The 25,436-nt window shown below is 46.8% G+C and carries 28 protein-coding genes; 7 read left to right on the forward strand and 21 right to left on the reverse strand.

Annotation, left to right across the window (positions count from 1 at the left end; genetic code table 11):
• Nucleotide 1 precedes the first annotated feature (1 nt).
• The 8 genes from H8K32_RS11810 to gpmA all read right to left on the reverse strand — a co-directional run bounded on the left by H8K32_RS11810 (nt 2) and on the right by gpmA (nt 7,032).
• Complete coding sequence (locus H8K32_RS11810) at nt 2-241, reverse strand: acyl carrier protein (protein WP_186912740.1); 240 nt, start codon at nt 239-241, stop codon at nt 2-4.
• Between the two features lie 55 nt (nt 242-296).
• Nucleotides 297-713 carry a holo-ACP synthase gene (gene acpS / locus H8K32_RS11815; protein WP_186912741.1) on the reverse strand — a complete coding sequence of 139 codons (417 nt, stop codon included), beginning with the start codon at nt 711-713 and terminating at the stop codon, nt 297-299.
• 386 nt (nt 714-1,099) lie between these two features.
• On the reverse strand, nt 1,100-1,879 hold the full coding sequence (locus H8K32_RS11820; RefSeq protein WP_343067993.1) for a spermine/spermidine synthase domain-containing protein: 780 nt from the start codon (nt 1,877-1,879) through the stop codon (nt 1,100-1,102).
• Entirely contained in the window at nt 1,876-2,523 is a 648-nt protein-coding gene (locus H8K32_RS11825) for a glutathione S-transferase family protein (RefSeq protein ID WP_186912742.1), read from the reverse strand. Before H8K32_RS11825 ends, H8K32_RS11820 begins: the two co-directional genes overlap by 4 nt.
• Nucleotides 2,524-3,297, reverse strand: coding sequence for a HesA/MoeB/ThiF family protein (locus H8K32_RS11830; RefSeq protein WP_186912743.1), 774 nt, complete (start codon nt 3,295-3,297; stop codon nt 2,524-2,526).
• 112 nt (nt 3,298-3,409) lie between these two features.
• On the reverse strand, nt 3,410-4,885 hold the full coding sequence (locus H8K32_RS11835) for a S41 family peptidase (RefSeq protein WP_186912744.1): 1,476 nt from the start codon (nt 4,883-4,885) through the stop codon (nt 3,410-3,412).
• Between the two features lie 14 nt (nt 4,886-4,899).
• A complete protein-coding gene (locus H8K32_RS11840; protein WP_186912745.1) occupies nt 4,900-6,279 on the reverse strand; it encodes a murein hydrolase activator EnvC family protein in 1,380 nt (459 codons plus the stop codon).
• Nucleotides 6,280-6,285: 6 nt separating this feature from the next.
• Nucleotides 6,286-7,032 (reverse strand): 2,3-diphosphoglycerate-dependent phosphoglycerate mutase, encoded by a 747-nt coding sequence (gpmA, locus tag H8K32_RS11845; protein WP_186912746.1) that lies wholly within the window; start codon nt 7,030-7,032, stop codon nt 6,286-6,288.
• Between the two features lie 148 nt (nt 7,033-7,180).
• Between gpmA and H8K32_RS11850 the strand changes: the two genes are divergently transcribed.
• The 5 genes from H8K32_RS11850 (at nt 7,181) to H8K32_RS11870 (ending at nt 10,543) form a co-directional block, all read left to right on the forward strand.
• Nucleotides 7,181-7,582 carry a rhodanese-like domain-containing protein gene (locus H8K32_RS11850; protein WP_186912747.1) on the forward strand — a complete coding sequence of 134 codons (402 nt, stop codon included), beginning with the start codon at nt 7,181-7,183 and terminating at the stop codon, nt 7,580-7,582.
• Between the two features lie 14 nt (nt 7,583-7,596).
• The gene (gene grxC, locus H8K32_RS11855; protein WP_186912748.1) at nt 7,597-7,875 is read left to right on the forward strand and encodes a glutaredoxin 3; all 279 of its coding nucleotides are present in this window, start codon (nt 7,597-7,599) and stop codon (nt 7,873-7,875) included.
• 375 nt (nt 7,876-8,250) lie between these two features.
• The gene (secB, locus tag H8K32_RS11860; RefSeq protein ID WP_186912749.1) at nt 8,251-8,742 is read left to right on the forward strand and encodes a protein-export chaperone SecB; all 492 of its coding nucleotides are present in this window, start codon (nt 8,251-8,253) and stop codon (nt 8,740-8,742) included.
• Nucleotides 8,743-8,808: 66 nt separating this feature from the next.
• A complete protein-coding gene (locus H8K32_RS11865) occupies nt 8,809-9,258 on the forward strand; it encodes an SH3 domain-containing protein (protein WP_186912750.1) in 450 nt (149 codons plus the stop codon).
• Between the two features lie 286 nt (nt 9,259-9,544).
• Complete coding sequence (locus H8K32_RS11870) at nt 9,545-10,543, forward strand: NAD(P)H-dependent glycerol-3-phosphate dehydrogenase (RefSeq protein ID WP_186912751.1); 999 nt, start codon at nt 9,545-9,547, stop codon at nt 10,541-10,543.
• Between the two features lie 19 nt (nt 10,544-10,562).
• On the opposite strand, the gene H8K32_RS11875 is transcribed toward H8K32_RS11870, so the two are convergent.
• Nucleotides 10,563-10,775, reverse strand: coding sequence for a hypothetical protein (locus tag H8K32_RS11875; protein WP_186912752.1), 213 nt, complete (start codon nt 10,773-10,775; stop codon nt 10,563-10,565).
• Between the two features lie 901 nt (nt 10,776-11,676).
• Here H8K32_RS11875 and H8K32_RS11880 point away from each other — a divergent pair.
• Nucleotides 11,677-12,003, forward strand: coding sequence for a hypothetical protein (locus H8K32_RS11880; protein ID WP_186912753.1), 327 nt, complete (start codon nt 11,677-11,679; stop codon nt 12,001-12,003).
• A gap of 408 nt (nt 12,004-12,411) precedes the next feature.
• Here H8K32_RS11880 and H8K32_RS11885 read toward each other — a convergent pair whose 3' ends face one another.
• The 11 genes from H8K32_RS11885 to dapF all read right to left on the reverse strand — a co-directional run bounded on the left by H8K32_RS11885 (nt 12,412) and on the right by dapF (nt 22,175).
• A complete protein-coding gene (locus tag H8K32_RS11885) occupies nt 12,412-12,921 on the reverse strand; it encodes a GAF domain-containing protein (protein ID WP_186912754.1) in 510 nt (169 codons plus the stop codon).
• Nucleotides 12,914-13,123, reverse strand: a complete 210-nt coding sequence (locus H8K32_RS11890; RefSeq protein WP_186912755.1) for a hypothetical protein — start codon at nt 13,121-13,123, stop codon at nt 12,914-12,916. The genes H8K32_RS11885 and H8K32_RS11890 overlap by 8 nt, the downstream gene beginning before the upstream one ends.
• A 32-nt stretch (nt 13,124-13,155) precedes the next feature.
• Nucleotides 13,156-14,493, reverse strand: a complete 1,338-nt coding sequence (hslU, locus tag H8K32_RS11895; RefSeq protein WP_186912756.1) for an ATP-dependent protease ATPase subunit HslU — start codon at nt 14,491-14,493, stop codon at nt 13,156-13,158.
• A 118-nt stretch (nt 14,494-14,611) separates the two neighbouring features.
• Nucleotides 14,612-15,148, reverse strand: a complete 537-nt coding sequence (gene hslV, locus H8K32_RS11900; RefSeq protein ID WP_186884391.1) for an ATP-dependent protease subunit HslV — start codon at nt 15,146-15,148, stop codon at nt 14,612-14,614.
• A 138-nt stretch (nt 15,149-15,286) separates the two neighbouring features.
• Nucleotides 15,287-16,729, reverse strand: a complete 1,443-nt coding sequence (locus H8K32_RS11905; RefSeq protein ID WP_186912757.1) for an STAS domain-containing protein — start codon at nt 16,727-16,729, stop codon at nt 15,287-15,289.
• Nucleotides 16,730-17,195: 466 nt separating this feature from the next.
• Nucleotides 17,196-17,600, reverse strand: a complete 405-nt coding sequence (gene dksA, locus H8K32_RS11910; protein WP_186912830.1) for an RNA polymerase-binding protein DksA — start codon at nt 17,598-17,600, stop codon at nt 17,196-17,198.
• 207 nt (nt 17,601-17,807) lie between these two features.
• Nucleotides 17,808-18,884: a CobW family GTP-binding protein gene (locus tag H8K32_RS11915; protein ID WP_186912758.1), complete on the reverse strand. Its 1,077-nt coding sequence runs from the start codon at nt 18,882-18,884 to the stop codon at nt 17,808-17,810.
• 36 nt (nt 18,885-18,920) lie between these two features.
• Entirely contained in the window at nt 18,921-19,424 is a 504-nt protein-coding gene (locus H8K32_RS11920; protein ID WP_186912759.1) for a Fur family transcriptional regulator, read from the reverse strand.
• 239 nt (nt 19,425-19,663) lie between these two features.
• On the reverse strand, nt 19,664-20,635 hold the full coding sequence (gene xerC, locus H8K32_RS11925) for a tyrosine recombinase XerC (RefSeq protein ID WP_186912760.1): 972 nt from the start codon (nt 20,633-20,635) through the stop codon (nt 19,664-19,666).
• Nucleotides 20,636-20,655: 20 nt separating this feature from the next.
• A complete protein-coding gene (locus H8K32_RS11930) occupies nt 20,656-21,315 on the reverse strand; it encodes a DUF484 family protein (protein ID WP_390312249.1) in 660 nt (219 codons plus the stop codon).
• An 8-nt stretch (nt 21,316-21,323) separates the two neighbouring features.
• Complete coding sequence (gene dapF / locus H8K32_RS11935; protein WP_186912761.1) at nt 21,324-22,175, reverse strand: diaminopimelate epimerase; 852 nt, start codon at nt 22,173-22,175, stop codon at nt 21,324-21,326.
• 202 nt (nt 22,176-22,377) lie between these two features.
• Between dapF and H8K32_RS11940 the strand changes: the two genes are divergently transcribed.
• Nucleotides 22,378-22,875 (forward strand): outer membrane beta-barrel protein, encoded by a 498-nt coding sequence (locus H8K32_RS11940; protein ID WP_222613094.1) that lies wholly within the window; start codon nt 22,378-22,380, stop codon nt 22,873-22,875.
• A gap of 81 nt (nt 22,876-22,956) precedes the next feature.
• Here the strand turns inward: H8K32_RS11940 and H8K32_RS11945 are convergent, their stop codons facing one another.
• Nucleotides 22,957-25,272, reverse strand: coding sequence for a methyl-accepting chemotaxis protein (locus H8K32_RS11945; protein WP_186912763.1), 2,316 nt, complete (start codon nt 25,270-25,272; stop codon nt 22,957-22,959).
• Nucleotides 25,273-25,436 lie beyond the last annotated feature (164 nt).

Here is a 25,436-nt window from a genome sequence, read left to right on the forward strand (position 1 = left end):
ATCAGGCAGTCAGTTCTTCAATGGCAGCGTTGATCGCATTAATACTTTCAAAGACGCTACGTTTTAACATGCGATCTGGAAACTCCAGATCAAATGTATCTTCCAAAGCCAGCATGACATTCACACTTGCGTGGGAGGTCATGCCGGCTTCATACAAATCTGCGTCGTCAGCCAAACTGTCGATGTCGGTGGAAAATTTGCCATGTTCCTTTAATACCTGACGAATTTGTTCTTTGCTCATAAAAGTCTTTCGATTGCTATATGGAATTGGAGAAGTAAGGTTTTTGTGATGTTGTTTAGTTTCTGACAGAGATTCTGTTTGTTTTTTTGCCGCCAAATGTTGATGTTGCGATGACAGTTGCAATCGCATATTCATGTTCATGACTGAGGCTTAGCACGTAATCGTCAAGACCAGCAACGCGTGCCAATATCTGCGCCTCGCGATGTAGGCGTAAGCCCGGGCTGCCGTTGGTACGACGCACAACCTCGATTGAATTCCAAGAGAGCGCCGTATCTTTGTTCAGTCCTAATATTTTCATGGTTGCTTCTTTAGCAGCGACTCTTGCCGCCAGGCTGGGATAGTTTCGTTGCTGCGCAGAGTGACAGTCCTGCAATTCTTGTTCACTGAACATGCGGCGCAAATAGCGGTCACCGAATTGCAGTATAGAGCGCTCAATTTCAGGAATCCAGACCAAATCTGTTCCCAAACACATGAAGCTTCCTTTACGAGTTTTTTTTGCAAGATGCTGACGCATCTTAAAATGGGGAAACGCCGGGTTACACGTCATGAGCAGTAATATTTGCTTACAATTAAGTCCATTAGAATAGCCGAATGCCAACTTTTCGGCGTTAAAAAACGTTAAGTTTTTTGCTTATTTTAAGAATATTTTGTGAATACTTTATGAAAAATTTCCGAGTGGAAATTTCTTCTTCATAATTATCAGGAAATAATAGACAGTGCTGACGTGACGATTTTGATTTACGGCAATTTTTGGGGTTGAGTAACCTCGATGGAATTACTTTTGTCTGGTGGTTCTGACGGGTTGCAACCCGCCACCTTGATGGCCCGTATGTTCTCGATATATGCAACTGGATGCGATTAATCAGCCATCCACGCCTTCAAACCATTCACCCATTTGGCTGCTGGTAATTTCATGGAGAGTCTGATTTCTGTCGCGCGTTCGTAGAGCGCTTCAAAATCGACGGAGGGGGCTTGCTTAAAAGCGATGGCTACCGTGTTGGCATCATGTACCATCGGTAACCAGACCACGGCATCAAAGGCGGCTTCTAAGGCTTCAATATTGGCGTTGCAGTTGGCTTCGTAATTGTCAGGATTGCCGAACAAATTGACGGTGAGCATGCCATCGTCTTTCAGGCAATCGGCACAGGCTCGATAAAATGCCGGGCTGCTTAATGCTGGTGCTTCGGCGGCGGCATCGTATAAATCAACTTGTAAAATATCGAGCTGATGGTGGTTGTTGCTGTCGCAGACAAATTCCATGGCGTCCATTTCCAACACCTGCAAGCGCTCATCGTTGGGTGGTAGTTTGAAATGTTCGTGACAAGCTTTTATCACGTGGGGATTGAGTTCAATCGCCGTCACTTTGGCCTGTGAGAACTGACGGTAACAAAACTTGGTTAAGGACGCAGCGCCAAGCCCCAGTTGCGCGATATGTTGCGGATTTTTTTTAAACAGCAACCACATCATCATTTGCTGCACGTATTCGAGTTCGATCTGGTCTGGCATGGCCAGACGCATAGACCCCTGAATTGCGTCGGAAGATAAATGCAAATTACGCACCCCGATAAATTCTGAAATACTGACTTCAGGGTGCGTTTGCGTAGTTTGCAGGGCGCGATACATCTCTATCGGTTTCACTCCGGTTTCACCTCAGGCCAAGTGCTCAGTGCTTCGATAGCGTGCATTTTTTTCCAGCTAGGACGACTTGTAACCAGATGGGTCAGCTCGTTCAAGGCAGGCCATTCGGTGGCGGGTTTGGGCATATTGCGAGACCAGCGCATTAACATGGTCAGAAATAAATCAGCGGCAGAAAATTGTTCACCGAGCAGATATGGTCCATTCTTGTTCAGATGCGTTTCCAGATGTGACCAGATGGTTTCTATCTTATGTTGTAAGGCCAGACGCACAGGTTCCGGATGTTCGGTATAGCCAAGGTCACCAGGATAAAACCAGAAACGGAAAGTCGATTGTAAATCGTTGCTCAGATAGACTAGCCATTGCCGCCACAGGTCGTGTTCTGTACTGCCCGCAGCGGGGACGAGCCCGGCTTCAGGATGGCGTTCTGCTAACATCATCAACAACGCAGCTGATTCGATATACGCCTTGCCATCGATGACAAGGGTAGGAACTACCCCATTAGGGTTCAGCGCCAGATAAGCGGCATCTTTTTGCTGTCTGGTCTCAAAATCAACCAGTTTGAGTTCATGTTCAGCACCAATTTCTAACAAAGCCAGATGAACTACCATGCTGGCGGTACTGGGACAATAGTAAAGTGTGTACATTTAATGTGCCTGATGGGTTAAGTTAGGTGAACCACTGCAAACCGGACAAGCCGGATTTTTTTGAATTCCTATCGTTGTCCATTCCATGTGCATGGCGTCGAGCATGAGCAAACGTCCTTTGAGCGATTCGCCGATGTGCATGATCAGCTTCAGTGCTTCAGCGGCTTGCATGGTACCGATAATTCCAACCAATGGCGCAAAGACACCCATGCTGGAGCACAGCACTTCTTCAAATTGTGCTTTAGGGGGGAATAAACAGGCATAACATGGGGCATTGCGATCGCGTTGATCAAACACGCTGATCTGTCCATCAAAACCGATGGCTGCACCTGAAACTAAGGGCACTGCATACTTTACACATGCCGCATTGACCGCATGGCGCGTAACAAAATTGTCACAGCAATCGAGCACGATGTCGGCCGCGTGGACTAATTCTTCGAGCCTCTGATCTTGCGCCCGTTCTTGCAAGGGGATAACGATAATTTCCGGGTTGATCTGTTGCAGACTTTGTTGTCCCGAGATCACCTTAGCCAAACCGACGCGATCCGTCGTATGCAAAATTTGGCGTTGCAAATTGGTCAGATCGACCGTGTCATTATCAACCAGCGTCATGTGACCGACCCCGGCGCTCGCCAGATACAGTGCCGCTGGCGAGCCTAAACCACCGGCACCGATGATCAACACGCGGGCCGCATTGATTTTTTCTTGCCCCTCAATGCCGATCTGTTCTAGCAAAATGTGGCGGGAATAACGGAGAAGTTGATTATCGTTCATCAGGCTTAGCGGCAGAAAATATCAAGATTCAGTCAAAGTGTAGTTGAAGTTTGCACACTGATCATCGTAAAAAAAGGCCGCTGGTCGCGGCCTTTAGCAGGATCACTGATGCTTATTTTTTCTTGTCCGACTTATCTGCTTTGTCAGCCTTCTCAGCCTTCTCAGACTTATCGCCGCCTTCTTTATTTTCGTGAACGTCTTTTGGCTCTGTGACCTTGACTGGCAAGCCTTTCAGATGGTTCAGCGCTTGCGCTAACTGATAGTCATCTTTGCTACCGTATTCTAAAGGCTTACTTTTCTTCGCCAGGGCAATCAGGCGTTGCTCTTCTTCCAGTTCATCGACTTTTGGGCGAGTCGATTCAGCTTCTTTATCGTTGCTCAGATGCTTTTGCAAATCGGATTCACGGGTACGCAAACTATTGAAGCCATCGCCATCTGCTGTTTCTTCGACATTAAAATCAGGCACGATACCTTTCGCCTGAATGGAGCGACCGTTTGGCGTGTAGTAGCGTGCGGTGGTCAATTTAACTGCGGTATCAGCAGAAATTTGGCGGATAGTCTGTACTGAGCCCTTACCAAAGCTCTGTGTGCCAATGATTGTGGCACGTTTGTAATCTTGCAGAGCACCAGCAACAATTTCTGAAGCGGAGGCAGAACCGGTATTGACCAGCACTACCATTGGCACGTTTTTTACGGCTTCCGGCAATTTTGCTAAAGGATCGCCAGAGACTCGACCAGAATAAAATTCACGTTTGGCGTAGAACGTGGCTTTGGAATCAGGCAATTGACCATTGGTTGAAACAACAGGCACATCTTTTGGCAAAAATGCGGCAGCAACACCGACTGCGCCTGGTAACACGCCACCTGGATCGTTACGCAAATCCAGCACCAAGCCTTTGATAGAAGGATCCTGGGCGTACAACGTCTGGATTTTTTTCGCCATATCTTCAACGGTCGGCTCCTGGAATTGCGAAATACGCAACCATGCATAACCAGGTTCGACCATTTTTGCTTTAACGCTCTGTTGTTTGATCAACTCACGTGTGATCGTCACCACGATGGGTTTGTCTTCGTTTTTGCGGGCAATCGTCAGGGTGATCTTGGTGTTTGGCTCGCCGCGCATTTTTTTAACTGCGTCGTCGAGTGTCAAACCTTTGACGGGAACTGAATCAAGGCGGGTGATCAGATCGCCTGGTTTTAAACCAGCACGATAGGCAGGTGAATCTTCGATAGGAGAGATGATTTTAACGTAGCCATCTTCCATGCCGACTTCAATACCCAAGCCGACGAATTTGCCCTGCGTACCTTCTTTGAGTTCTTTGAAGGCTTTTTTATCAAGGTAGGCTGAATGAGGATCCAATGAGCCGACCATGCCTGAAATGGCTTCGGAAAGCAATTTGCTGTCATCGACAGGTTCTACGTAGTCTGATTTGATCAGACCGAACACGTCTGCCAACTGGCGCAGCTCTTCAACCGGGAGTGGGCTGGCAGCATTTTTTTGTGCCATTGCTGAAAATTGCATGGATGCTGCCACGCCAGCGACCATGCCCAGGCCGATTAAACTAAAATTCTTAAATTTGCTGCCCATGTTTCACCTAAAGCCTATTTAACGACGATCCAGTTTAGTGGATCAAATACCCGTCCCTGATGACGGATTTCAAAGTATAAACCTGATTGCTCATTACCGCCGCTGTTTCCGGCGCTGGCGATGATATCGCCAGTCTTTACCGTGTCGCCTACATGTTTCAACACGGCCTGATTATTACTATACAAACTCCAGTATTGGTCGCCATGGTCAACAATAACCATGTTGCCGTAACCTTTATACCAATCTGCAAAAATTACTTTGCCGCTGGCGATGGCCTTTATCTCTGTGCCTTCAGCAGCCTTGATAAACAAGCCTTTCCAGCTCGGCCCATCTCCGCGCTTAGTGCCAAAACGTGCGAGAATTTCACCTTTTACAGGCAAGTGCAATTGGCCTTTTAAACGATCAAACTCGCCGGAAGCCGTGGTTTCCACCCTGTTTTTCTTCGGTGGCTCATCCGCGTCGATCGCATTTGGATTGCTCGCATTATTACTTGCACTTTTGATCGGTGCCGGTTTTTTACCTGTTTTTTTATCGTTTGCAGCTTGTTCAGCTAACCTTGCCTTTTCTTTTTGTGCAGCTGCAATGCGTTCTTGCCTTTGTTTTTCTTCCTGTTCAGCGCGTGCTTTATCCGCTTTTGCCTGCTCTTCAATTAATTGATTCAAGCGTGAGACAAGATTACTCAGCCTTTGTTCATCTTTTTGCAGATTATCTGCCTGTTTTTTTTGTGCATATAGTTTGTCTGATAATTGACTGACTAACGCAGCATGTTTTTTCTTTTGTTTTTCTAAATCTTCTTTGTGTTGCTTTTGTTCTTCAGCAATATCATCCAGATCCGCTTTAGCATCTTGCGCTTCCTGGGTGTTTTTTTCTACAGCTTGCAAGCTACTACGCAAACTTTCTATCATTTTTGCTTGTGTTTGCGACACATAGCCCATGTATTGCAAGTCGCGATTGATGCGATTAGGGTTATCGCCCGAGAGCAACAATTTGATGCGATCGCTGTCACCACGCATATATTGGCTGCGCAGGAACGCTGAGAGCTGCGTTTTTTGCTTTTCTACCTGGGTTTTGAGCGCCAGTTGTTGCTCTAGCAATTGCTTGAGTTTGTCTTCAGTCTGAATTTGTTCGTCCTGCAAGTCGCGCAAAGAACGATCTGCCTCTGATATTGCTTGTTCCGATTCTGCCAGTGCATCGTTGGCGTGGTCTTTTGCATTTTCGGTTTTGTTGATATCGGTCTTGAGGGCTTTTAATTTTTGTTGTAATTCTGCACGTGCGGCTTCTGCCTGGGTCTTTTGCTGGGTGCGCGCATTACTAGCGGCAAGACTCAGGCAGGCTGTGCCGCCAAACGACAGGCACAGCAGGGCAGAACACAATAATCGGGTCGATTTTTGCATCAAGGTTTATTTAGCTTTGCCTTGGCTGGCAACTGCTTTCAACGCCGCATCAATGGCTGCCTGATCACCGAGATAGTAATGTTTGATCGGTTTTAGATCGGCATCGAGTTCATAGACCAATGGCTGACCATTCGGGATATTGAGGTTAACGATATCCTCGTCGCTGATGCCATCAAGCATTTTGATCAGGGCGCGCAGACTATTGCCGTGTGCCGACACCAATACACGTTTGCCAGAGCGTATTGCTGGTGCAATGCTGTCTTCCCATGCTGGCATAACGCGTGCAACGGTGTCTTTCAGACATTCTGTGACCGGGATTTGGGCGCGATCCAGACCTGCATAGCGTGGGTCTTTGTAAGAGGTGCGGTCATCGTCTTCTGCCAATGGGTTTGGCGGTGTGTCATAGCTACGGCGCCATACCAAAACCTGTTCATCACCGTATTTGGCGGCAGTTTCTGCTTTATTCAGGCCTTGCAGTGCGCCATAGTGACGTTCGTTTAAACGCCAGTCGTGTACTACTGGTAACCACATCAGATCCATCTCATCGAGGGTGCCCCAGATGGTACGGATCGCCCGTTTGAGTACCGAAGTGTAGGCAACATCAAAGCTAAAACCTGCTTCTTTGAGTAATTTTCCGGCTTGGGTGGCTTCAGCAACGCCTTTCGGGGTCAGATCAACATCGGTCCAGCCGGTGAAGCGGTTATCGAGGTTCCAGGTAGATTCGCCGTGGCGCATTAAAACGATTTTGTACATGATGGAGTAGTATTGTCGTGGTTAGTATTCGTTAAAAAAAGCCGTTCACATACTTGTATTTTTGCATTAAAGCTTTAAGTAATATGTGTCATCAGCATCTATTTTATAATGACGGGCTTCTTATAACCATTTTTACTACTGGAAACCTGTGAAATTCATTCTTGATAATATTTTTCTGATCGGTATTGCCCTGATTTCTGGTGGTGCTTTGCTGTTCCCGATGTTGCAACGTCGTGGCGCCAAAGTGTCGCAATTCCAGGCAACCCAATATATGAATCAGAGTAAAACCCTGGTGTTAGACGTGCGTAACGCGGAAGAATTTGCTGCAGGGCATTTGCCGAATGCAAAAAATATTCCGTTGGCAGACCTCAATAATCGTATAAAAGAAATCGAAAAGTCTAAAAATACGGTGGTGATTACGGTCTGTGCACAAGGTGTACGATCTGCGAATGCGGCTGCGCTGTTAAGCAAAGCCGGTTTTACCCAGGTGTTTAGCCTGGAAGGTGGCACAGAAGCCTGGAAAACCCAGGGCATGCCCATTGTTAAATAAGTAGGAGTAAAGAAATGACTGCACCCGTGAATCCCCAAGTCCTGATGTATAGCACCGCGGTTTGCCCATACTGCACCATGGCAGAACGCTTGCTGAAATCCAAAGGCGTCGAGGAAATTGAAAAGGTCAGAGTTGATCTGGATCCGGCCGTGCGTGAAGCAATGATGGCAAAAACTGGCCGCCGCACTGTGCCGCAGATTTATATTGGCGACACCCACGTTGGCGGTTTTGATGATTTATCAGCATTGGATCGTGCTGGTAAGCTCGATGAGTTGCTGCATCCGGAAGCGTAATTGCCCGCATCGTAGAACAACGTCAGCACCATAGCATCTCGCTGGAGAGTAGTTTGCTCAAATCCAGAGGTGATTTTCTGCGGTGTTGGCGTTTTTTTTCGCCTTTTTCAGAATTTTCCCCTGATTTTGTTCGGACTTGATCAGTAAATTGCTGTTTATCGGGTCTACTTGCTACAATATGACGGCGCGATCTTGAAATGGTCAAAAATGGCCTTATCTGTCAGTCTCGCTGTGTTTTGTCAGGGCATCCGCAAAATTGTCCTGGTGAGGGATGGCGGTGACAGTGTACGAGTGCGGCCAGGTGCCATAATACCGTTGGGGCGGTTTTGCGTAAGTCCTCATTATTTAATCTTTTAGAATTTTAGAAAGTCTCACATGTCTGACGAAAATCTGCAGCCCGTATTCCAAATTCAACGCGTATATCTGAAAGATTTGTCGCTTGAACAGCCAAATTCCCCAGCAATTTTCCTGGAACAACAGGCTCCTGGCATCGAAGTATCCGTGGATGTTGGCTCTGAAAAGCTGGCTGATGGTATTTTCGAATCGACAGTGACAGTCACTGTTACCGCAAAAATCGGCGACAAAGTTGCATTCCTGGTTGAAGGCAAACAAGCTGGTATTTTCGAGGCACGCAATATTCCTGAAGATCAACTCGACCCATTGCTGGGTATCGGTTGCCCTAACATCATTTATCCATACCTGCGTTCTAACGTAGCTGATGCGATCACTCGCGCAGGTTTCCCACCGATTCACCTGTCTGAAATCAATTTCGAAGCGTTCTACGCACAACGTTTGCAAATGGCTGCTGAACAAGCAAAATTGGCAACTGACGGCGCAAACACTGCAGCACCAGCAACTATCCAATAATTTTCAGTAACTGACTGGTTTGGCCGGCATGTCTGGCCACGCCAGTTTTGTTTGTGAAAGAAGTCCATGCGTCGTTTGATTGCTACCTGCTGCGTTAGCTTGCTGCCTATGTTGGCAAGCGTCTCTGCGCAAGCCATAGAATTCCGTTCGGTCGGTGCTTCTCCCGTCATCATGTACGATGCGCCTTCGCAAAAGGGCGGAAAATTGTATGTCGCGCCGCGAGGAATGCCAGTGGAAGTAGTATTTACTTCAGGTGCCTGGAGTAAAGTCCGGGATATGTCGGGTGACTTAAGCTGGATCGAATCCAAAGATTTGATTACCCGTCGTAATCTGATTGTGAGAGTAGCAAATGCCAAAGTACGCGAAACTGCCGACGACGCTTCGCCTTTGGTATTTAGTGCTGATAAAAGTGTCGTGCTGGAAATGGCTGAGCCTGCTACCAGTGGCTGGGTTAAGGTCAAACATCGCGATGGACAATTGGGCTATGTGAAGGTCAATGAAGTCTGGGGACTGTAATTTTCAGTCAGACATTGGCTTGTCGCTCACAAATAAAAAGGACAGCGTGCTGTCCTTTTTATTTGTATTAAATTCTAAATTTTAGTTCTGAATTTTAGTTCTGAATTTCAGTTACGAATAGGATGTTTTAAATATACTCCCCTACATAAAGTAAAATTTTAGCCAATTCTCAATGCCTTATCTGGCGATAAAAAATATACTAATAGGAGTATCTGAATTGTCGGTCATTCACGTCGATTCGGACAAGATTAATCATGCTGTTGAAATTTAACCATGGGGTATGACCATGAACATTAGCGTATTGGGTGCTGGCGCCTGGGGTACTGCGGTCGCAATAGCCCTGACTGCAAAAAATAACGTGTTGCTATGGGGTCGTAATGTTGCTGCTATGAATACCATGCAAACGCAGCGTGAGAACACCGTCTATTTGTCTGGTTTTCCTTTGCCGGTCAATCTTGAAGTGAGTGCCAACTTTGAGGCTGCCCTACAACACGCCAATGGTGAACATGATTTATTGGTCATCGCCACCTCCGTATCTGGTTTGCGCCCGACCTTATTGGCCTGCCAGTCTTTTCAACCCAAGAACGTCATCTGGTTGTGTAAAGGCTTTGAAGAACAAACGCAATTGCTTCCGCATCAGATTGCACAGGAGATTCTGGGGGCAGACGTACGTACCGGTGCGTTGCTTGGTCCTTCGTTTGCGCAAGAAGTTGCCAGGGGTTTGCCATGCGCATTGACGATTGCTTCTGCCTCTCCTGATCTATGCCAACTGGTCGTACAAGCGCTACATGTGAATGCGATGCGCGTCTATTCCAGCGATGACCTGGTTGGCGTCGAAGTCGGTGGAGCGGTCAAAAATATTCTGGCAATTGCCACTGGCGTCGCGGATGGCCTGGGATTGGGTTTGAATGCCCGCGCAGCCTTAATGACCCGTGGCCTGGCAGAAATCAGCCGGCTTGGTGTGGCTTTAGGCGGTAAAGCCGAAACTTTGATGGGTTTAACCGGCGTCGGCGATTTGATTTTGACATGTACCGGCGATCTGTCACGCAATCGCAAAGTGGGTCTGGCGCTGGCGCAGGGCAAAACCTTAGACGCGATTGTTCAGGATCTGGGGCACGTGGCCGAAGGTGTGCGATGTGCGCAGGCAGTACGGTCGCTGGCGCAGAAGCTGGGTATCGATATGCCGATTACCAATGCGGTTGCAGGCGTTTTGTTTGACGGAATTTCAGCGCCAGAAATGATCGCCCGTTTGCTGTCGCGGGACGCCAAACAGGAAGCGCACTAAGTACGAATTTGTCCAAGTGCTAGTAATGCCGCCTGAGTTCCGGGGTATATAAGACGCGCTGGATAACTGGTTCCGGAATCTCTTGATGCCTGAGAAAAGTCATGGCTCTGGCTTGCCCCAGCACATCTTGATAGTAAATACCAATATCGACTAAAAAGCGAGTGGTGATATCCCGACGCCGCAAAGGTCGGGCGTATTTGCGCATTGTTTTCCGGCGACGACATCCAGGCATGGTCTATTCCTTAGCGGATTGGATTAATCCAGTCTAGATGACCCGGTCAGGCTTTGCTAGTGTTGTTGCAAAGAAAAATGCCAGCGCAAAACTCTTTAGCAATTGCAGAGATCAATCACGGTGTGCCTGAAATAAAGTTGCTATTCTTAAAATTTTAAATTATCGCAAGTGTGGCTGCTATTTCATTTTGGAAATTGAGAAAACTGTACCCAAAAGTTTTTGAATTTTATTTCACCTCAAATAGCAAAAATGCTTACACAAAAAGAGTAAAAAATCAGAGAGTTCTTCAGCATATCAATTTTGGTCAATGGTACTTTTTTGCTCTATTGAATCCGGATTGATCATTTATACAGCAGAAAAGTTATACGACCGGACACTTTATAAAGTCACGCTATTTTTGCGACACATAATTTTATATTAAGATTGATTCGTAATTTATCTGCTAAAACTATTAATAGAAACGTCCGGTTTCTGATTAAACGTCTGCCTCCAATGGGCACTGACTTGTCACTGCCAGCCAGACATCACTGACGGCTAACCGAGTTTAGCGGTCATTCAGCATTACGCAACTCGCTAGACCTTGGCGTTGCGGTCTAAAATATTCTAAAAATTTCGTGGATCAGGGCTTATAAGCCCTCTCTCGGGTAATCTGGATGTAAGTGGTTTCTTAATCTGCTACGGAATTCAGCGAACTTACGGCCAGGTTTTGACATTTACCGCTTTCTTCAAGATGGCAATCGGTGAAATTTTTACGTTATTACCGTATCAACTTCTAGTCCTTCAAGATACATTCCTGTTTCCACGAATACCCGGATGAATATTTTTTCTTAATATCGTCGAAAAAATTATAGTCCTAACTTCCATGAATGATGGAAATCAAAAAACACAAAAGGAAACCACAATGAAAATGCTTCTAATATTAATTTTGCTTAGTAGCTTATTTTTGTCGGGCTGCACCAAAAATAAAATCGACGAAAAAAATCATATAGCAATGACAGAAGATACGTGCGTGCAATTTGGGGCGAAATACGATGAAGAGCAAGGAAGGAAACCCGGAACCTGGACAGTCGGCAATGACGGAAGTTGTGAAAGCAAGTCCACAACTCATGTAAAAAACACAGAGCAAGAATGTGTCAATTTTGGTGAAAAGCGTGACAAGGAAGAAGGGAGGGAATCCATGATCTGGACATCTGATGTCGATGGAAACTGTGTAGGCAGGTCAAAATAAGACAATGAATGTCTGCAAACCGTTGCTCATCGATTGTTATTCATTAATGAGGCGAAACATTCTTGGGACTGTAGCTCAATTGATCATACGCATTCAGATCAAATCTTAAGTCGGCTTTCCATTTTCGACGCCAATCAGTGGTTCATTGAAAAATGACTGGGCCTTTTTTTCGAAAAGGCAATCGGTGGATCATTTCATCTGAATTCGCGCCCTATTGATTTCCGTTAAATTGGTCGCAAAGACAAAACGATTGTTGAACCAAAAACAAAGAGGCCCGGATTTCTCGGAGCCTCTCAATTTGAAATAAAAAAAACTATGCCAGCCTGATCAAAAATAGTCCACATCTTCTTGTGAATGGCAAAGCGTGGAAGTTGGAATATCTTAAAAGTCTATAACCGCTGAAGTTGTTTAGGAAAAATCAGTGGCTTCTACAAATGCTGCCACCATCGCTTCCAGACCTTGCTGGTCTTCGGTGGAAAAACGGCGCAGGCGTGGGCTGTCGATGTCAAATACACCAAATAACACACCGTCCTTGATCACTGGAATGACGATTTCAGAATTTGATGCTGAATCGCAAGCGATATGACCAGGGAAAGCATGCACGTCTTCGACCAGGATAGTCTGGCGTTGTGCCGCGGAAGTACCGCACACACCGCGTTTGAAGGGAATACGTGCGCAAGCGACTTTGCCTTGGAATGGGCCAACCAACAAATCTTGTGGAAATTCAGCCGTTGGATTTTTCGCTGGCGTGCATAAATAAAATCCGGCCCAGTTCAGATCGCTGATGCTGTGATAAACCAAGGCCGAAAATTGCGCTGCATTCGCACTCAGATTGCGTTCACCTTCCAGAATACTGCTGACTTGACGTGACAGAAGAGCGTAGTCAGGTTTATCGCTTGCTGCGGTAGTTTCAAACATTGTCGTTCCCGTTGGGTTTGGTCGATGAAGCAGCACTGGTGTCAGAGTCTGACTTGGTTTGCCGTACCTCTTTCACCGGTTTTTGTCTCAGATAAGCTGGAATTGTACCCGCACCGCGCTGATTTTTCAGGCGGGCAGGCATTTGTGCGGGTTCCACCCGGAATTGCATTTTTTGACGTGTTGCTAATGCTTTATTCGCCATAGTGAAACTCGCAAATGTGTTACCCGAGATGCTTACAGTACGTAGCGCGACAAGTCTTCGTTCACAGACAAAGCTTGCAGGCGTTGATCAACATATTCAGCGTCGATGGTAATCGTCTTGCCACTGTTTTGATGGGCGTCGAAAGAAATTTCTTCCAACAGTTTTTCCATCACTGTGTACAAACGACGGGCACCGATGTTTTCCGTAGTTTCATTGACGGAATAGGCAATACCAGCCAAACGTTCCACCCCTGCAGGTGAAAACTCGATAGTCACATCTTCGGTCGCTAGTAAAGCCTGATATTGACGTGTCAGACAAGCGTCGGTACCCGTCAGAATACGTTCAAAATCAGCCACTGATAAGGATTCCAATTCGACGCGGATAGGGAAGCGCCCCTGCAATTCAGGAATCAGATCGGATGGCTTAGCCAGATGGAAAGCACCAGAAGCAATAAATAAAATATGGTCGGTTTTGATCATGCCGTATTTAGTATTGACGGTGGTACCTTCGACCAGCGGCAGCAAATCGCGTTGCACACCAGCGCGTGAGACTTCCGCGCCGCCGACATCCGAGCGTGACGCAATCTTGTCGATTTCATCCAAAAACACAATACCGTTTTGTTCCACATTGCGGATCGCTTCTTGTTTTAACTCTTCTTCATTGACCATCTTCCCCGCTTCTTCTTCGGCCAAGAGTTTTAATGCTTCTTTGATTTTCAGCTTACGGGACTTTTTCTTACCGTTACCCATACCAGAAAACATGGTTTTGATTTGCTCGGTCATTTCTTCCATGCCCGGTGGCGCCATGATTTCCATGTGGGTGACTGGCTCGGCGACTTCAATTTCGATTTCTTTGTCGTCCATTGCACCTTCGCGCAGGCGCTTACGGAAAGTCTGGCGGGTGGTGTTGTCCGCTGGCGCAGCTTCGGTATTTTCTGGGTGAATGCCAAAATCACGTGGTGGTGGCAGCAGGATATCGAGGATGCGATCTTCTGCCGCGTCTTCAGCACGCGCACGAACTTTACGCGTCGCTGCTTCACGTGTTTGTTTGATGCCGATATCAACCAGATCACGAATGATGGTGTCAACGTCGCGACCGACATAACCTACTTCTGTAAATTTGGTCGCTTCGATTTTGATGAAAGGCGCATAGGCGAGTTTTGCCAGACGACGTGCAATCTCGGTTTTACCGACGCCGGTTGGGCCTATCATCAGAATGTTTTTTGGGGTGATTTCGTGACGCAGGGGCTCTTGCACCTGCTGTCTGCGCCAGCGGTTACGCAGCGCAATGGCGACGGCACGTTTAGCTTTGGCTTGTCCAACCACATGTTTATCAAGTTCGGAAACAATTTCTTGCGGAGTCATGTTCATGATTATTCCTATCTGCTTCTTTGCACTTTCCGCGCTTTTTGTCGTGGCGGGCAGTGTTTTTTGCAAAATCTGGTGATTAAAGATCGCTATTAACGCGTTGTACGTTGGTACGTTCGCACTATTCCAGCGTTTCTATCGTGTGTGATAAGTTGGTATAAATACATAATTCACCCGCGATGGTCAGCGACTTCTTGACGATCTCAACGGGCGACAAATCGGTATTTTCAAACAGGGCGATGGCGGCTGATTGGGCAAATGTGCCACCGGAACCAATTGCACCAATACCTTGGTTAGGCTCTAAGACGTCACCATTGCCGGTGATCACTAAAGTGGTGTCTTTATCAGCGACCAGTAACATTGCTTCTAAACGGCGCAACATGCGGTCGGTACGCCAGTCTTTAGCTAACTCGACGGAGGCGCGCATCAGATGACCCTGATGCTTTTCTAATTTTGATTCGAAACGTTCGATGAGAGTAAAAGCATCAGCAGTGCCGCCTGCAAAACCGGCTAGTACTTTGTTGTGATACAGCTTGCGCACTTTGCGCGCTGTGCCCTTCATAACGATATTGCCCAGAGTAACCTGACCATCGCCGCCTAAGGCGACGACATTACCGCGTCGTACCGTCAAAATGGTGGTGCCGTGAAATTGTTCCATGTATTCCTCATGCAAATTTGAAACCTGCACTTGTTCGAATGAAAACAAATGCAAGGAGATTGCGCTCATTGCGCAAGCAGACTTCAAAGAAAATGGGGTGCTTCCGAAGAATTACAAGATGAGGGTAGCGAACGCGTTTTAATGTTTGCGCAGGGTAATGCTGGCGATATTTTTTAAGCCCATGGCATTAAAGAGCATCATGACAAGGTAATTCACTTCTCTGAATTCGATCGACATACCGCGTTTAGCGGCAATGGGGGCCAACCCATTGAGTAATTCCGCAGAGGCGCTAAATTCAACGCGCTCCAGCTTAGAACAATCAAGCACCAGAGGATTTAAATGTTCAGCTTTGTCTGAAATTTGGTTGATCAAAGGTTCAACCCGCCCTTCGATAGAAGCGGGCATCATGAATCGATCGGCGTATTCTTCCTCGGCTGATGCCTTGATCTCAGGGAAGGAGCTGGTGACATTCACTTTGGGGGCTTCAAATGAAGGTGGCGACACCTCAAACGTGATGCAGTAATCCATACTTGCTTCTTCGAACGCACGTTCAAAGTGAAGCAATTGCAGTATCTCAAGCAACAAAAGCCACGGGGCTTCAGTTTCGTCACGTCTGCCAACCTGCAATATCGAGCGAATTTTTTCCGCCAGATCTTGTGCGCTGACCAACATCAGATCGTGGCCGGTCTTTTTCAGGTTTTTCAGACTGCGTAATAACAAGCCACAACCGATAGGATCAACTTCTTTAATGCGGCTGAAATCTAAACGCAGAGATTGGCTCTTTGCACTTGTTTGCTGCATTTTTTCAAGTACTTTGACGATTCCGCTATCGAGTTTTGGCGGAAACATAATACTTGGCGTCACGCCATTTGCTTCGGAAAGGGTATCTGTATTCACGAACCCGTTGTTCTCTGGCCAAAGAGGCGGCGAGGTTTCAAATTTGTTCGCATAGTCCAGAGAGAGGCTCTCGAACTTGTGCTGGTTATTGGTAATGCGATACAAATCAAACAGCATTTGCCAGCCAATTTCGGTGGCTGAACTTAAATTCTGGTGGTGAACGGCAGCGTTGAGCATTTGCTCAGCGACATCATTTTGACCGCTGGCGAACAGGATCGCTGCTTCTTCGAGTACCGGTACGGATTCGCTATATGAAACCGCAGCGCCCGACATTTCTGAATGATGGCCGAGCAGATAGTCGGTTGGCATCGTCATCGGCAGGGTCGTTTGAAACTCTACCGCGGATGGTCTCACACCAAGTGGTTGCGTAGTTTCAGTGATGTCGTAACGACTATTTTCGCTTAATTTGCCGACTGCTTTTGGAATGTCTAATTTACTAACTGCCGGTGGACGAGTTTTAACGATGTCGCGCGACATTTCAAACTCAATCGCGTCAATCTTGCGTTCGGTGGCGCGCGCGATGTGACGTTGAGCGATGATGGAATTGGTAAAGATCTCGCTATCCTGGAAGCCGGTAATGACCGTGTTCGCAGATTTAGAACGAGTTTTCCTGGCAGAAGATTTCTCGGTGGAGTGATCTTCTTTCCTGCCACCTTTTTTACCAAAAAGAGAAAAAATCCCCACTGTATTCCCGAAAATAATTGACGCCAAAAAAACGGCAGTAAATTGACAAGGTTTAAGTATATTCTGATTTTAGTATCAATTGTAAGCGGCAGATACAAGCTTTAACCATTTTTATAAAAGGGAAAAGCGAAGGATTGCCTGAGAGTATTTAAAAATACTGTATTCGAAGAATTTCATCTGTATTTATAATGATTTTTCGAGAAAAACAAAAGATTCCTTTTTTTCGCGCCAATAGTGGGAAAATTCTAAGAAAACAGACCATTACAATTGGTAACATTATTTCCGTCGGAAAATATAACTTCTATAAGGTTTTTGGGTTTTTTCCAACATTTTTTTCGTTGGTTTGGTGGGTATTTACAGCGCATTGATGTAGCGGTTTAATGCGTAAATAAAAAAAAGCGCGACCTCAGTTGCGCTTTTTTTATTAAAACTGCCATCAATTTTGACGGCATAAAGATGCCTAAAATTAATCGCCGTACAGCTTTTGTTTCATTTCGCGTCGTTGCTGCGCTTCCAGTGACAGCGTTGCAGTTGGACGTGCGAGCAAGCGTGGAACACCGATAGGTTCGCCAGTTTCTTCGCACCAGCCGTAATCGCCTTCGTCAATGCTGGCGATCGCTTGTTGTACTTTTTTCAGAAGCTTGCGCTCACGGTCGCGCGTACGCAGTTCCAGAGCATGCTCTTCTTCTATCGTTGCGCGGTCGGCCGGGTCAGGCACCAGCACAGTTTCACGAAGATGCTCGGTTGTTTCATCGGCATTCTTCAATAAATCCTTTTCAAGCTGCTGCAAACGGGCCTTGAAAAATGCCAGTTGTGCAGCGTTCATATAATCCTTCTCTCCCATCGCGAGGATTTGTTCCTCGGTGAGCAGAGCTTCGGGGGCGCTGACTGTAGCAGTCGATTTAGGTGATTTAGTTGCCACTTCGCTTACTTTCGATACAACGGGTTAATACGTAGAAAAAATCTAAAATGGACATTCATCTTAGATAATTATCCTCCCCTTACTGACAATCGCAATGATATTGTAAAGATTGTCACTTGTCCAACAGACAATACCTATTATCAGTAGCCCGATAGTTTATACCAAACAATGCTCTAAACCTTGAATAAATATCTCTTTTGGCAGATTTTTCCCAATAAAGACGATTTTACTTTCTTTTATTTCATCATCGCCCCACTTCATACCGACATCTGTGCCCATAATTTGGTGAACTCCTTGGAAAATCACTTTTCTGTCAGCGTTTTGCATATACAACACACCTTTGTAGCGCAACATGCGGGGGCCGAACACCTGAACTAAGCCGCCGAGAAACTCGTCGAGTTGTCCGGTATTGAATGGGCGCGTACTTTTAAATACAAAAGCGGCGATGTCATCCGTGTGGTGCGAGTGATGGTGATTCTGATGGCTGTGATCCTCATGCGCATGGTGCTCATGTTGGCAGTCGGCATCGCAATGTTCGTGGTCGTGCTCATGATCATGCGCATGTTCTGCTTCTTCGGCGCGTAAAAAATCCGGATCCAGATCTAATTTGGCATTTAAATTGAAACCCTTCAGATCCAGCACTTCGGCAATTGCGATCTTACCGAAATCAACGGCTGCAATCGGTGCACGCGGGTTCATGCGCGTTAAGCGGCTGCGCAAGGTGGCGACCTCAGCAGCTTCTACCAGATCGGTTTTGGACAGTAGGATTTTGTCCGCAAAGCCAACCTGACGCTGTGCTTCTTCATGTGCGTCCAATTGTTGCATAGCATGACGCGCATCAACGACCGTGACCACCGCATCGAGCATGTAGTAGGTGCCGACTTCTTCATCAACAAAAAAAGTCTGCGCAACCGGACCAGGGTTCGCGAGTCCGGTGGTTTCAATGATCACGTGATCAAAATCAATTTTGCCTTCATTTTTTTGTTGTACCAGTTTGGACAAGGCGACGATCAGATCACCACGTACCGTGCAGCAAATACAGCCATTATTCATTTCGATAATTTGCTCATTGCTATCCTGGACCAGGATTTCATTGTCAATGTTTTCCTGGCCAAATTCATTCTCAATGACCGCAATTTTGAAGCCGTGATTTTCTTGCAGAATACGATTCAATAAAGTGGTTTTTCCTGCGCCTAAAAACCCCGTCAGGATGGTGGTTGGTATCAGTGCCATGGGTATCGTCTTTTTGGTGGTTGCATTATGTGAGAGCTATTGTGCGCAATCGGCGCACCAGCCTTTAATTGTCAGTTCTATTTCGTGACTTTGAAAACCAGCGCCCAGCGTAGTTTCTAGTGAACTTTCTAGCTTGGTTTGCCACGGTTCGGTCATGATGTTGTGGTGTGCGTCATCGTCGAGGCAAAACACGCGGCTACAGCGGGTGCATTTGAAATGTCCATGTGCATGTTGTGGGTTCGCCTGGTGTCCGTGCTTAGGCTGTTCTTTGCCGGTGTTGTAGCGAAAAACTCTGTCATCCCCGGAAATTTTATGTGCGATGCCAGCATCGGTCAGGCAATCGAGAGCGCGGTACAGCGTGACTCTGTCCATGGCTGGTAGTGCTGCTTGCACATCCAGATGAGACATGGCGCGGTTGCTGCCCAGTAATACTGCCAGAACCTGACGTCGAGCAAATGTTGCACGCACGCCGCTTGCTTCCAGCATGTTTGCGGCGGGAAGATCTTCGTTGGAAAGCGTCTGCTTAGGTTCGGTTTTCATTATGCATGTGCTTTTGGGTCAGGCGGATATTATGCATCAAAATGCAATTGAGTTGCAAAAGATGGCTATATTCGCCTCAACGTTTTGACTTAATCGCAGCGGCGAACCTGAGGCCAGTGTGCTGATATCGGGGTGTGGTATTGACGGGTGTTTAATATATACTAGGTAGGAGTATAAAAAAATGCCATTGCATTTACTGTGACAAATGGTATAAAAATAAAAAATGACGGGGGAGTATCTTATTTCTTTGCGCGTGGATGGGTGGCATCGTAGACCTTCGCCAGATGCTGAAAATCCAGCGATGTATAGACTTGCGTTGCGGCAATTGAGCTATGTCCGAGCATTTCTTGTACCGCGCGTAAGTCACCCGAGGATTGCAACACATGCGAAGCAAACGAATGACGCAACATGTGTGGATGCACATTGGCTGGGATGTCCAGACTTTGGGCATGTGCTTTAATGCGCAGTTGCACCAATCGTGCTGACATACGGGTACCACGTCCGGTTAAAAACAGTGGATGAGGATCTGCTTTGAGCAAGCTGCCACGGATCGCTATCCATTCCCGCAATGCCTGGATTGCTGGGCCACCCACAGGAACGATACGCGGTTTGTTGCCTTTACCTGTGACATGAACTTCGGCTTCTTCAAGATCGACCCAACCAGCGGAACTGTAGTTACCTTCGTGAATAAATTGAATATCTAAGCCAATTAATTCTGAGACCCGTAAGCCACTGGAGTACAAGAGTTCAAACATCGCCCGGTTAGCGAGCGGGGTTGCCTGATCAGAGCTAGCTTGCGAGACCAGACGTACGGCATCGTCTGCACCGAGTGCCTTGGGTAAGGGTTTGTTTTTTTTTGGTGCGCGTATGCCTTCAACCGGGTTACTGGCTAAGCCATGTTGTTCCATCAACCAATGGTAATAGCCACGCCAGCTCGACAGTTTGCGTGCAATGCTGCGCGGATTAAGCTCACGCGCATGCAATTGAGAGGTGAAACGGCGTATATGTTTGGTTTCGAGACTTACCAGCCCTTGTTTGCCAGCGAGCTGCTGTAATTCTTGCAAATCAAGCTGGTAGGCGCTAATTGAATGCGGTGAAAGTTGGCGCTGACTGCGCAAAACTTCCAGATAGTCGTTGATACAGGCATTATCCGCAAAATGTTCATCACACCCATCCCTTGTTATTTCAGAATGGGCGTTTTGGTGACTCATGAGCATGTGCCGCGTTGCGTTTATTGATCGATCAGGCAAGCTAATGCGGCACTGGTAGTATCCGCAATTTTGATCAGGAAATCAGTACCCATATCTTTGGTATAACGTGTCGGATCAGGTGAGCCTAATACCAATAAGCCAAAGGTTGGCGACGTTGCGGATAAACGTAAAGGCAACATGGCCAAAGACCGCACTGGTTCGCTGGCATCGATCCAGCTGGCTGCTTCAAAATCCTGATTAGCGCCGCAGAAAGGGGTTTTTAAACCTTTGGCAAACAGCATGGAATCTTCGCTGGCAGGTTCGGAAAACCAGGTATGGGTAAATTCAGGCGCTACGCCCCACAAGCGCAGCGTAGCGTGTGGTAAAGCAAAAATGTCCTGCAGACCTTGTGTCAAAATGAAAGGCAAATCAACATCATTGCGTGCCAGCAGGAGGGTGCGCGTCCACACCTGAAATTTTTTGGTAATGTCGAGATTCTCGTCAGCATGACGCATCAAATCGGCGAGTTTTAATTCTAATGCACGGTATTTTTCGCGTACCACTTCCATTTGCCGTTCTTGCAGCGAAATAGCGCGACCCATGACCGGGCTGGTGAGTTTAATAGAGCTCAGCAATTCTGCATGTTCTTCAAAAAAATGCGGATGCTGGATCAGATACGTTGCGATGTCAGTTGAATTCATTACTTTGATCAGAGATTAATTTCGCCTTCGAAGACCGTGACGGCCGGCCCACTTAGCATGACAGGTTTTCCTGCACCTTGCCATGCAATTAACAATTCACCGCCGTGCATAGTTACACGAACCGGGCTATCGAGCAAGCCACGACGTATGCCCGCCACCACGGCCGCACAGGCACCAGTGCCGCAAGCCAGTGTTTCGCCCGCGCCACGTTCGAATACGCGCAAGGAAATATGCTGACGGTCATTGATTTGCATAAAGCCAGCATTGACGCGACGTGGGAAGCGAACATGGTGTTCAATTTCTGGCCCTTCATTAGCGACTGGATAGCTGTCGAGGTGCTCAACCACTTGCACCGCGTGAGGATTGCCCATAGACACCACCGAAAACAAACAGGATTTTGCGTTGATTTCTATCGGCCACAAGATATCGTCTGCTAGCGCTACCCCATGGAGCCCGGTTGCATCAAACGGAACTTTGATCGGTTCCAATATCGGCGCACCCATATCGACCGTGATGCTACCATCCGCTTCCATGCGTGGTTCTATGATGCCGCTCATGGTTTCGACGCGAATGTTGCGCTTGTCCGTCAACTTTTTTTCAATCACAAAACGGACAAACGCGCGTGAGCCATTACCACATTGCTCAACTTCGCCACCATCGGCATTAAATATGCGGTAACGGAAATCGACGTCCGGCTGTTGTGGACGCTCGACCACCAGAATTTGATCCGCACCAATACCGAAGCGGCGGTCAGCAATCTGCTTCCATTGTTCCGGGGTGAACTGGATATCCTGATTAATGGCGTCGATCACGACAAAGTCGTTACCTGCGCCGTGCATTTTGGTGAATTTGAGTTTCATATTGACATTATATCGCGGGATACGTCGCCAGACGAAAGCCACTGAGGGAATTCGTCTGAGGGCGTTTGTACTGGCCTTTTCCAGGTTTGTCATTTGTTGTAAAACAACAAAATTGTTAAAAAATGTTTGATAAAGCCCTAGTTTAGATTGTACTATTCGACCTCGAATTTTTTATGTTAATTAATTGATAATTACAAGGTCTATGATGTTGAAAAAATTAAGCATTGCAGTTGCTATCGCCGCTCTGTCTATCTCCGCTCAAGCACAAACAGCAACACCTTTCTACGTTGGTGCTGATGTTGGTTCCACAACGATCGATAGTTTGTCCGGCGACAAAACTAGCTACGGTGCATTTGCTGGTTACAAATTCAATCAAAACTTCGCAGCTGAAGTTGGCTACCGTCACCTGTTTAAAGTAAACGTAGGCCCTGTTTCGGCTGACGTAACACAGGCTTCTATCTCTGCTTTGGGTATCATTCCTGTTTCTAAGGAATTCCAAGTGTTTGGTCGTTTGGGCTATAACAACAATAAAGTAAGTACTTCTGTTGCTGGATACAATATCTCAGCAAATGAATCTGGCGCATTGTATGGCGTTGGCGTTCAATACCAATTCACAGCAAACGTTGGCGCACGTCTGGAATTCCAAAAACCAGCTAGCGACACTAAAAACTACAGCGTTGGTGTTACTTACGCATTCTAAACGTCAGCCAATATAGTTGACGAATGAAAAAAAGGCTGCCACTTACTGGTAGCCTTTTTCTTTTTTGGGTGTGCTTTGTGCTTAGCTTTTGTAGATGCCGCAACCGATGACAAGATTCTCAGCAACCGCTTCAATATACGAGGTTTTGTGTTCCACTTTTTGGGAAACCGGGTTGGTGATTGAATAGTCCACCCAGCCTCCTTCAGCAGGTAAGGCGAAGGCATCCTGGACTAATTGACGACCGTCTAAGCCAGGTAGATTGAATAAATTGACTTTGAGCTTTTCGGCGTTGCCGCCAAAAGCCATATACTGACCCTCACGATTAAAAGCAAACACGTACATATCTTTGTCAGCATACAGATGCTGCGCGTTGGTCGTAATAGCGGCGAGTGCTCGCTGACCTACCTGTTGATACAAAGCAACAGCCTTTTGCACCAAGGCAAATGCTTCATCTGCGGTTCCCTGACGTAGCTTAAACGCAGCGACTGCGTTACTCAGCAGATTTGCACGTTCTTCCAGATTGATGGCAACATGCTTGGCATGATCAGCCATTTGACCATTGCTTTGGGTGATCTCGTCGAGATTTTTCAAGGCTTCAGAAATTTGACTCAGGCCATTGCTTTGTTCAACAGAAGCCATCGATATTTCATTAATGCTACCCGCCAAATCGCGTATGCCTTTGACGATATCGGTGAGTGTCTGGTTGACGTCATTGATTTGCTGAACGCCAGTTTTAACCTGATGCACTGATTCGTCAATGAGCAAGCGAATTTCCTTGGCCGACGATGCGCTGCGCTGCGCCAGATTGCGTACTTCGGACGCTACAACAGCAAAGCCGCGTCCTTGTTCACCTGCTCGGGCTGCTTCTACTGCCGCGTTGAGCGCCAAAATGTTAGTCTGAAACGCGATACCGTCAATGATGCTGATAATGTCTTGTACTTTTAGCGCACTAGTCTGTATCTGTTGCATTGACTTGACCGCCTGTTGCATGGTCTCGCCACCAGATTCAGCAATGAGGCTGACATTGGAGGCCATGCGGTCGACCTGTGCCGCGCTGTCGGCATTGTTTTTGACGGTATCAGCGAGATCTTCCACACTCGCCGACGTTTGCTCAAGGCTGGATGCTTGTTGTTCGGTGCGCGCGGAAAGGTCGCTGATATTGTGCGCTAAGCCTTGCCCGACTTGGGAAACCATATGGGCATTACTGCGCACGTTGGCGACCAGTGAAGATAAATTCAGATTCATTTCTTCCAGTAGCTTGCCAGTTAGGGCAAGTTCATCTTTACCAGCCAGATGGATTTGTCTGGTCAGATCACCGGCAGATACGGCCTTCGCAGACTCGCCCAGAGCGGCGACAGCATTGAGTAAGTTAGTATAAAACACCGAAAATAAACAAATGATCAACAACCCAAACACTGCAATCAATGTAAACATCAGATGTTTGATGAATCCAAGTCTGCCTTCACGTTGGCTCAACAGCGTGTGCAAGCGCGTGCTTAGGCCTTCCTGTAGTTGTAAGGCCTTATTAATCGTTGCTGTTCCCTGTTCAAAGAAGATATTGGCATCACCTATGATCTCCTCTCCCAGGAGGTTTTTTCTGGCGCTTGCTATCAAGTCCTGACTAGCTTGAATTGCAACTGCCTGTTCTTTCGGAAAAGCTTCACCGGATCTTTGCAAAGATCCACGCAGATTGTCCATGGCTTCCTGTGCCATGAGCAAGGTGTCTATGCGTGCCGCTACACGAGCTTTACCATCGGGAGGCATATTCTTTGATTTGATATACCCAGCACTTACACCGCGCAATTGCGCAATTTGCTCAATCCAGACTGGGAGCTTTTGAATCGAAGCATCCACTAAAAAATACGAATTGGCTGCTGGGTCACGTAATAAACCACTTTGTTCTGCCGTGAGTGATATGAGTTGTTGTAAGCGTTTGATCAGGGTCGTGTGCTGAAGCATATTGTCAGCACTGTTGGTAGCTATTTGCCCGGCAGCGAGGTGTTGGAGTTCGTCGTATATTGGCTGCCAATCAGATGAAAGTTGCCAGTGCGGTTCTGTCTTTATATCCAGGCTGACTTGATCACTTTCGGCTTTGATCAGTGTGCGTATCTTTTCCAACGCAGGATCAACATTTTCACCGGCCAACTTCAAATTAACCAGACCACGATGTTTTTGGATCTGAACCATCAGATCAATTTGGCGCTCGGTAAATGTAAGCCCACGTAGTTCAGATGTGGCAGTTTCAAAATCAGTGTTAACTCTTTGCAACACAAAGATGCTCGCACAGAAAATCGGGATGAGCATCATCGCAAATACAGCAAGCAACTTAGTCCGTAACGTGAAGGTACCCAAGAGATGACTGATTGCACTTTGAATAGAGCGAAAAAACGGCGGCATGACGTTTCCCAATCTGGATTGATTGCTGCATGACAGTTATGTTACATCAATTTATAAATTGCAAAATATCTTTTTAAAAAAACATTTATTGCTTCATTTATATGCAATATCGTCCAAAAACAGACATGATGACCAGTACACTTTCATAAAGTGTCAGTCATACT

The sequence above is a fragment of the Cognatundibacterium jejuense genome (genome assembly GCF_014284255.1).
Classification (GTDB): domain Bacteria; phylum Pseudomonadota; class Gammaproteobacteria; order Burkholderiales; family Burkholderiaceae_D; genus Undibacterium; species Undibacterium jejuense.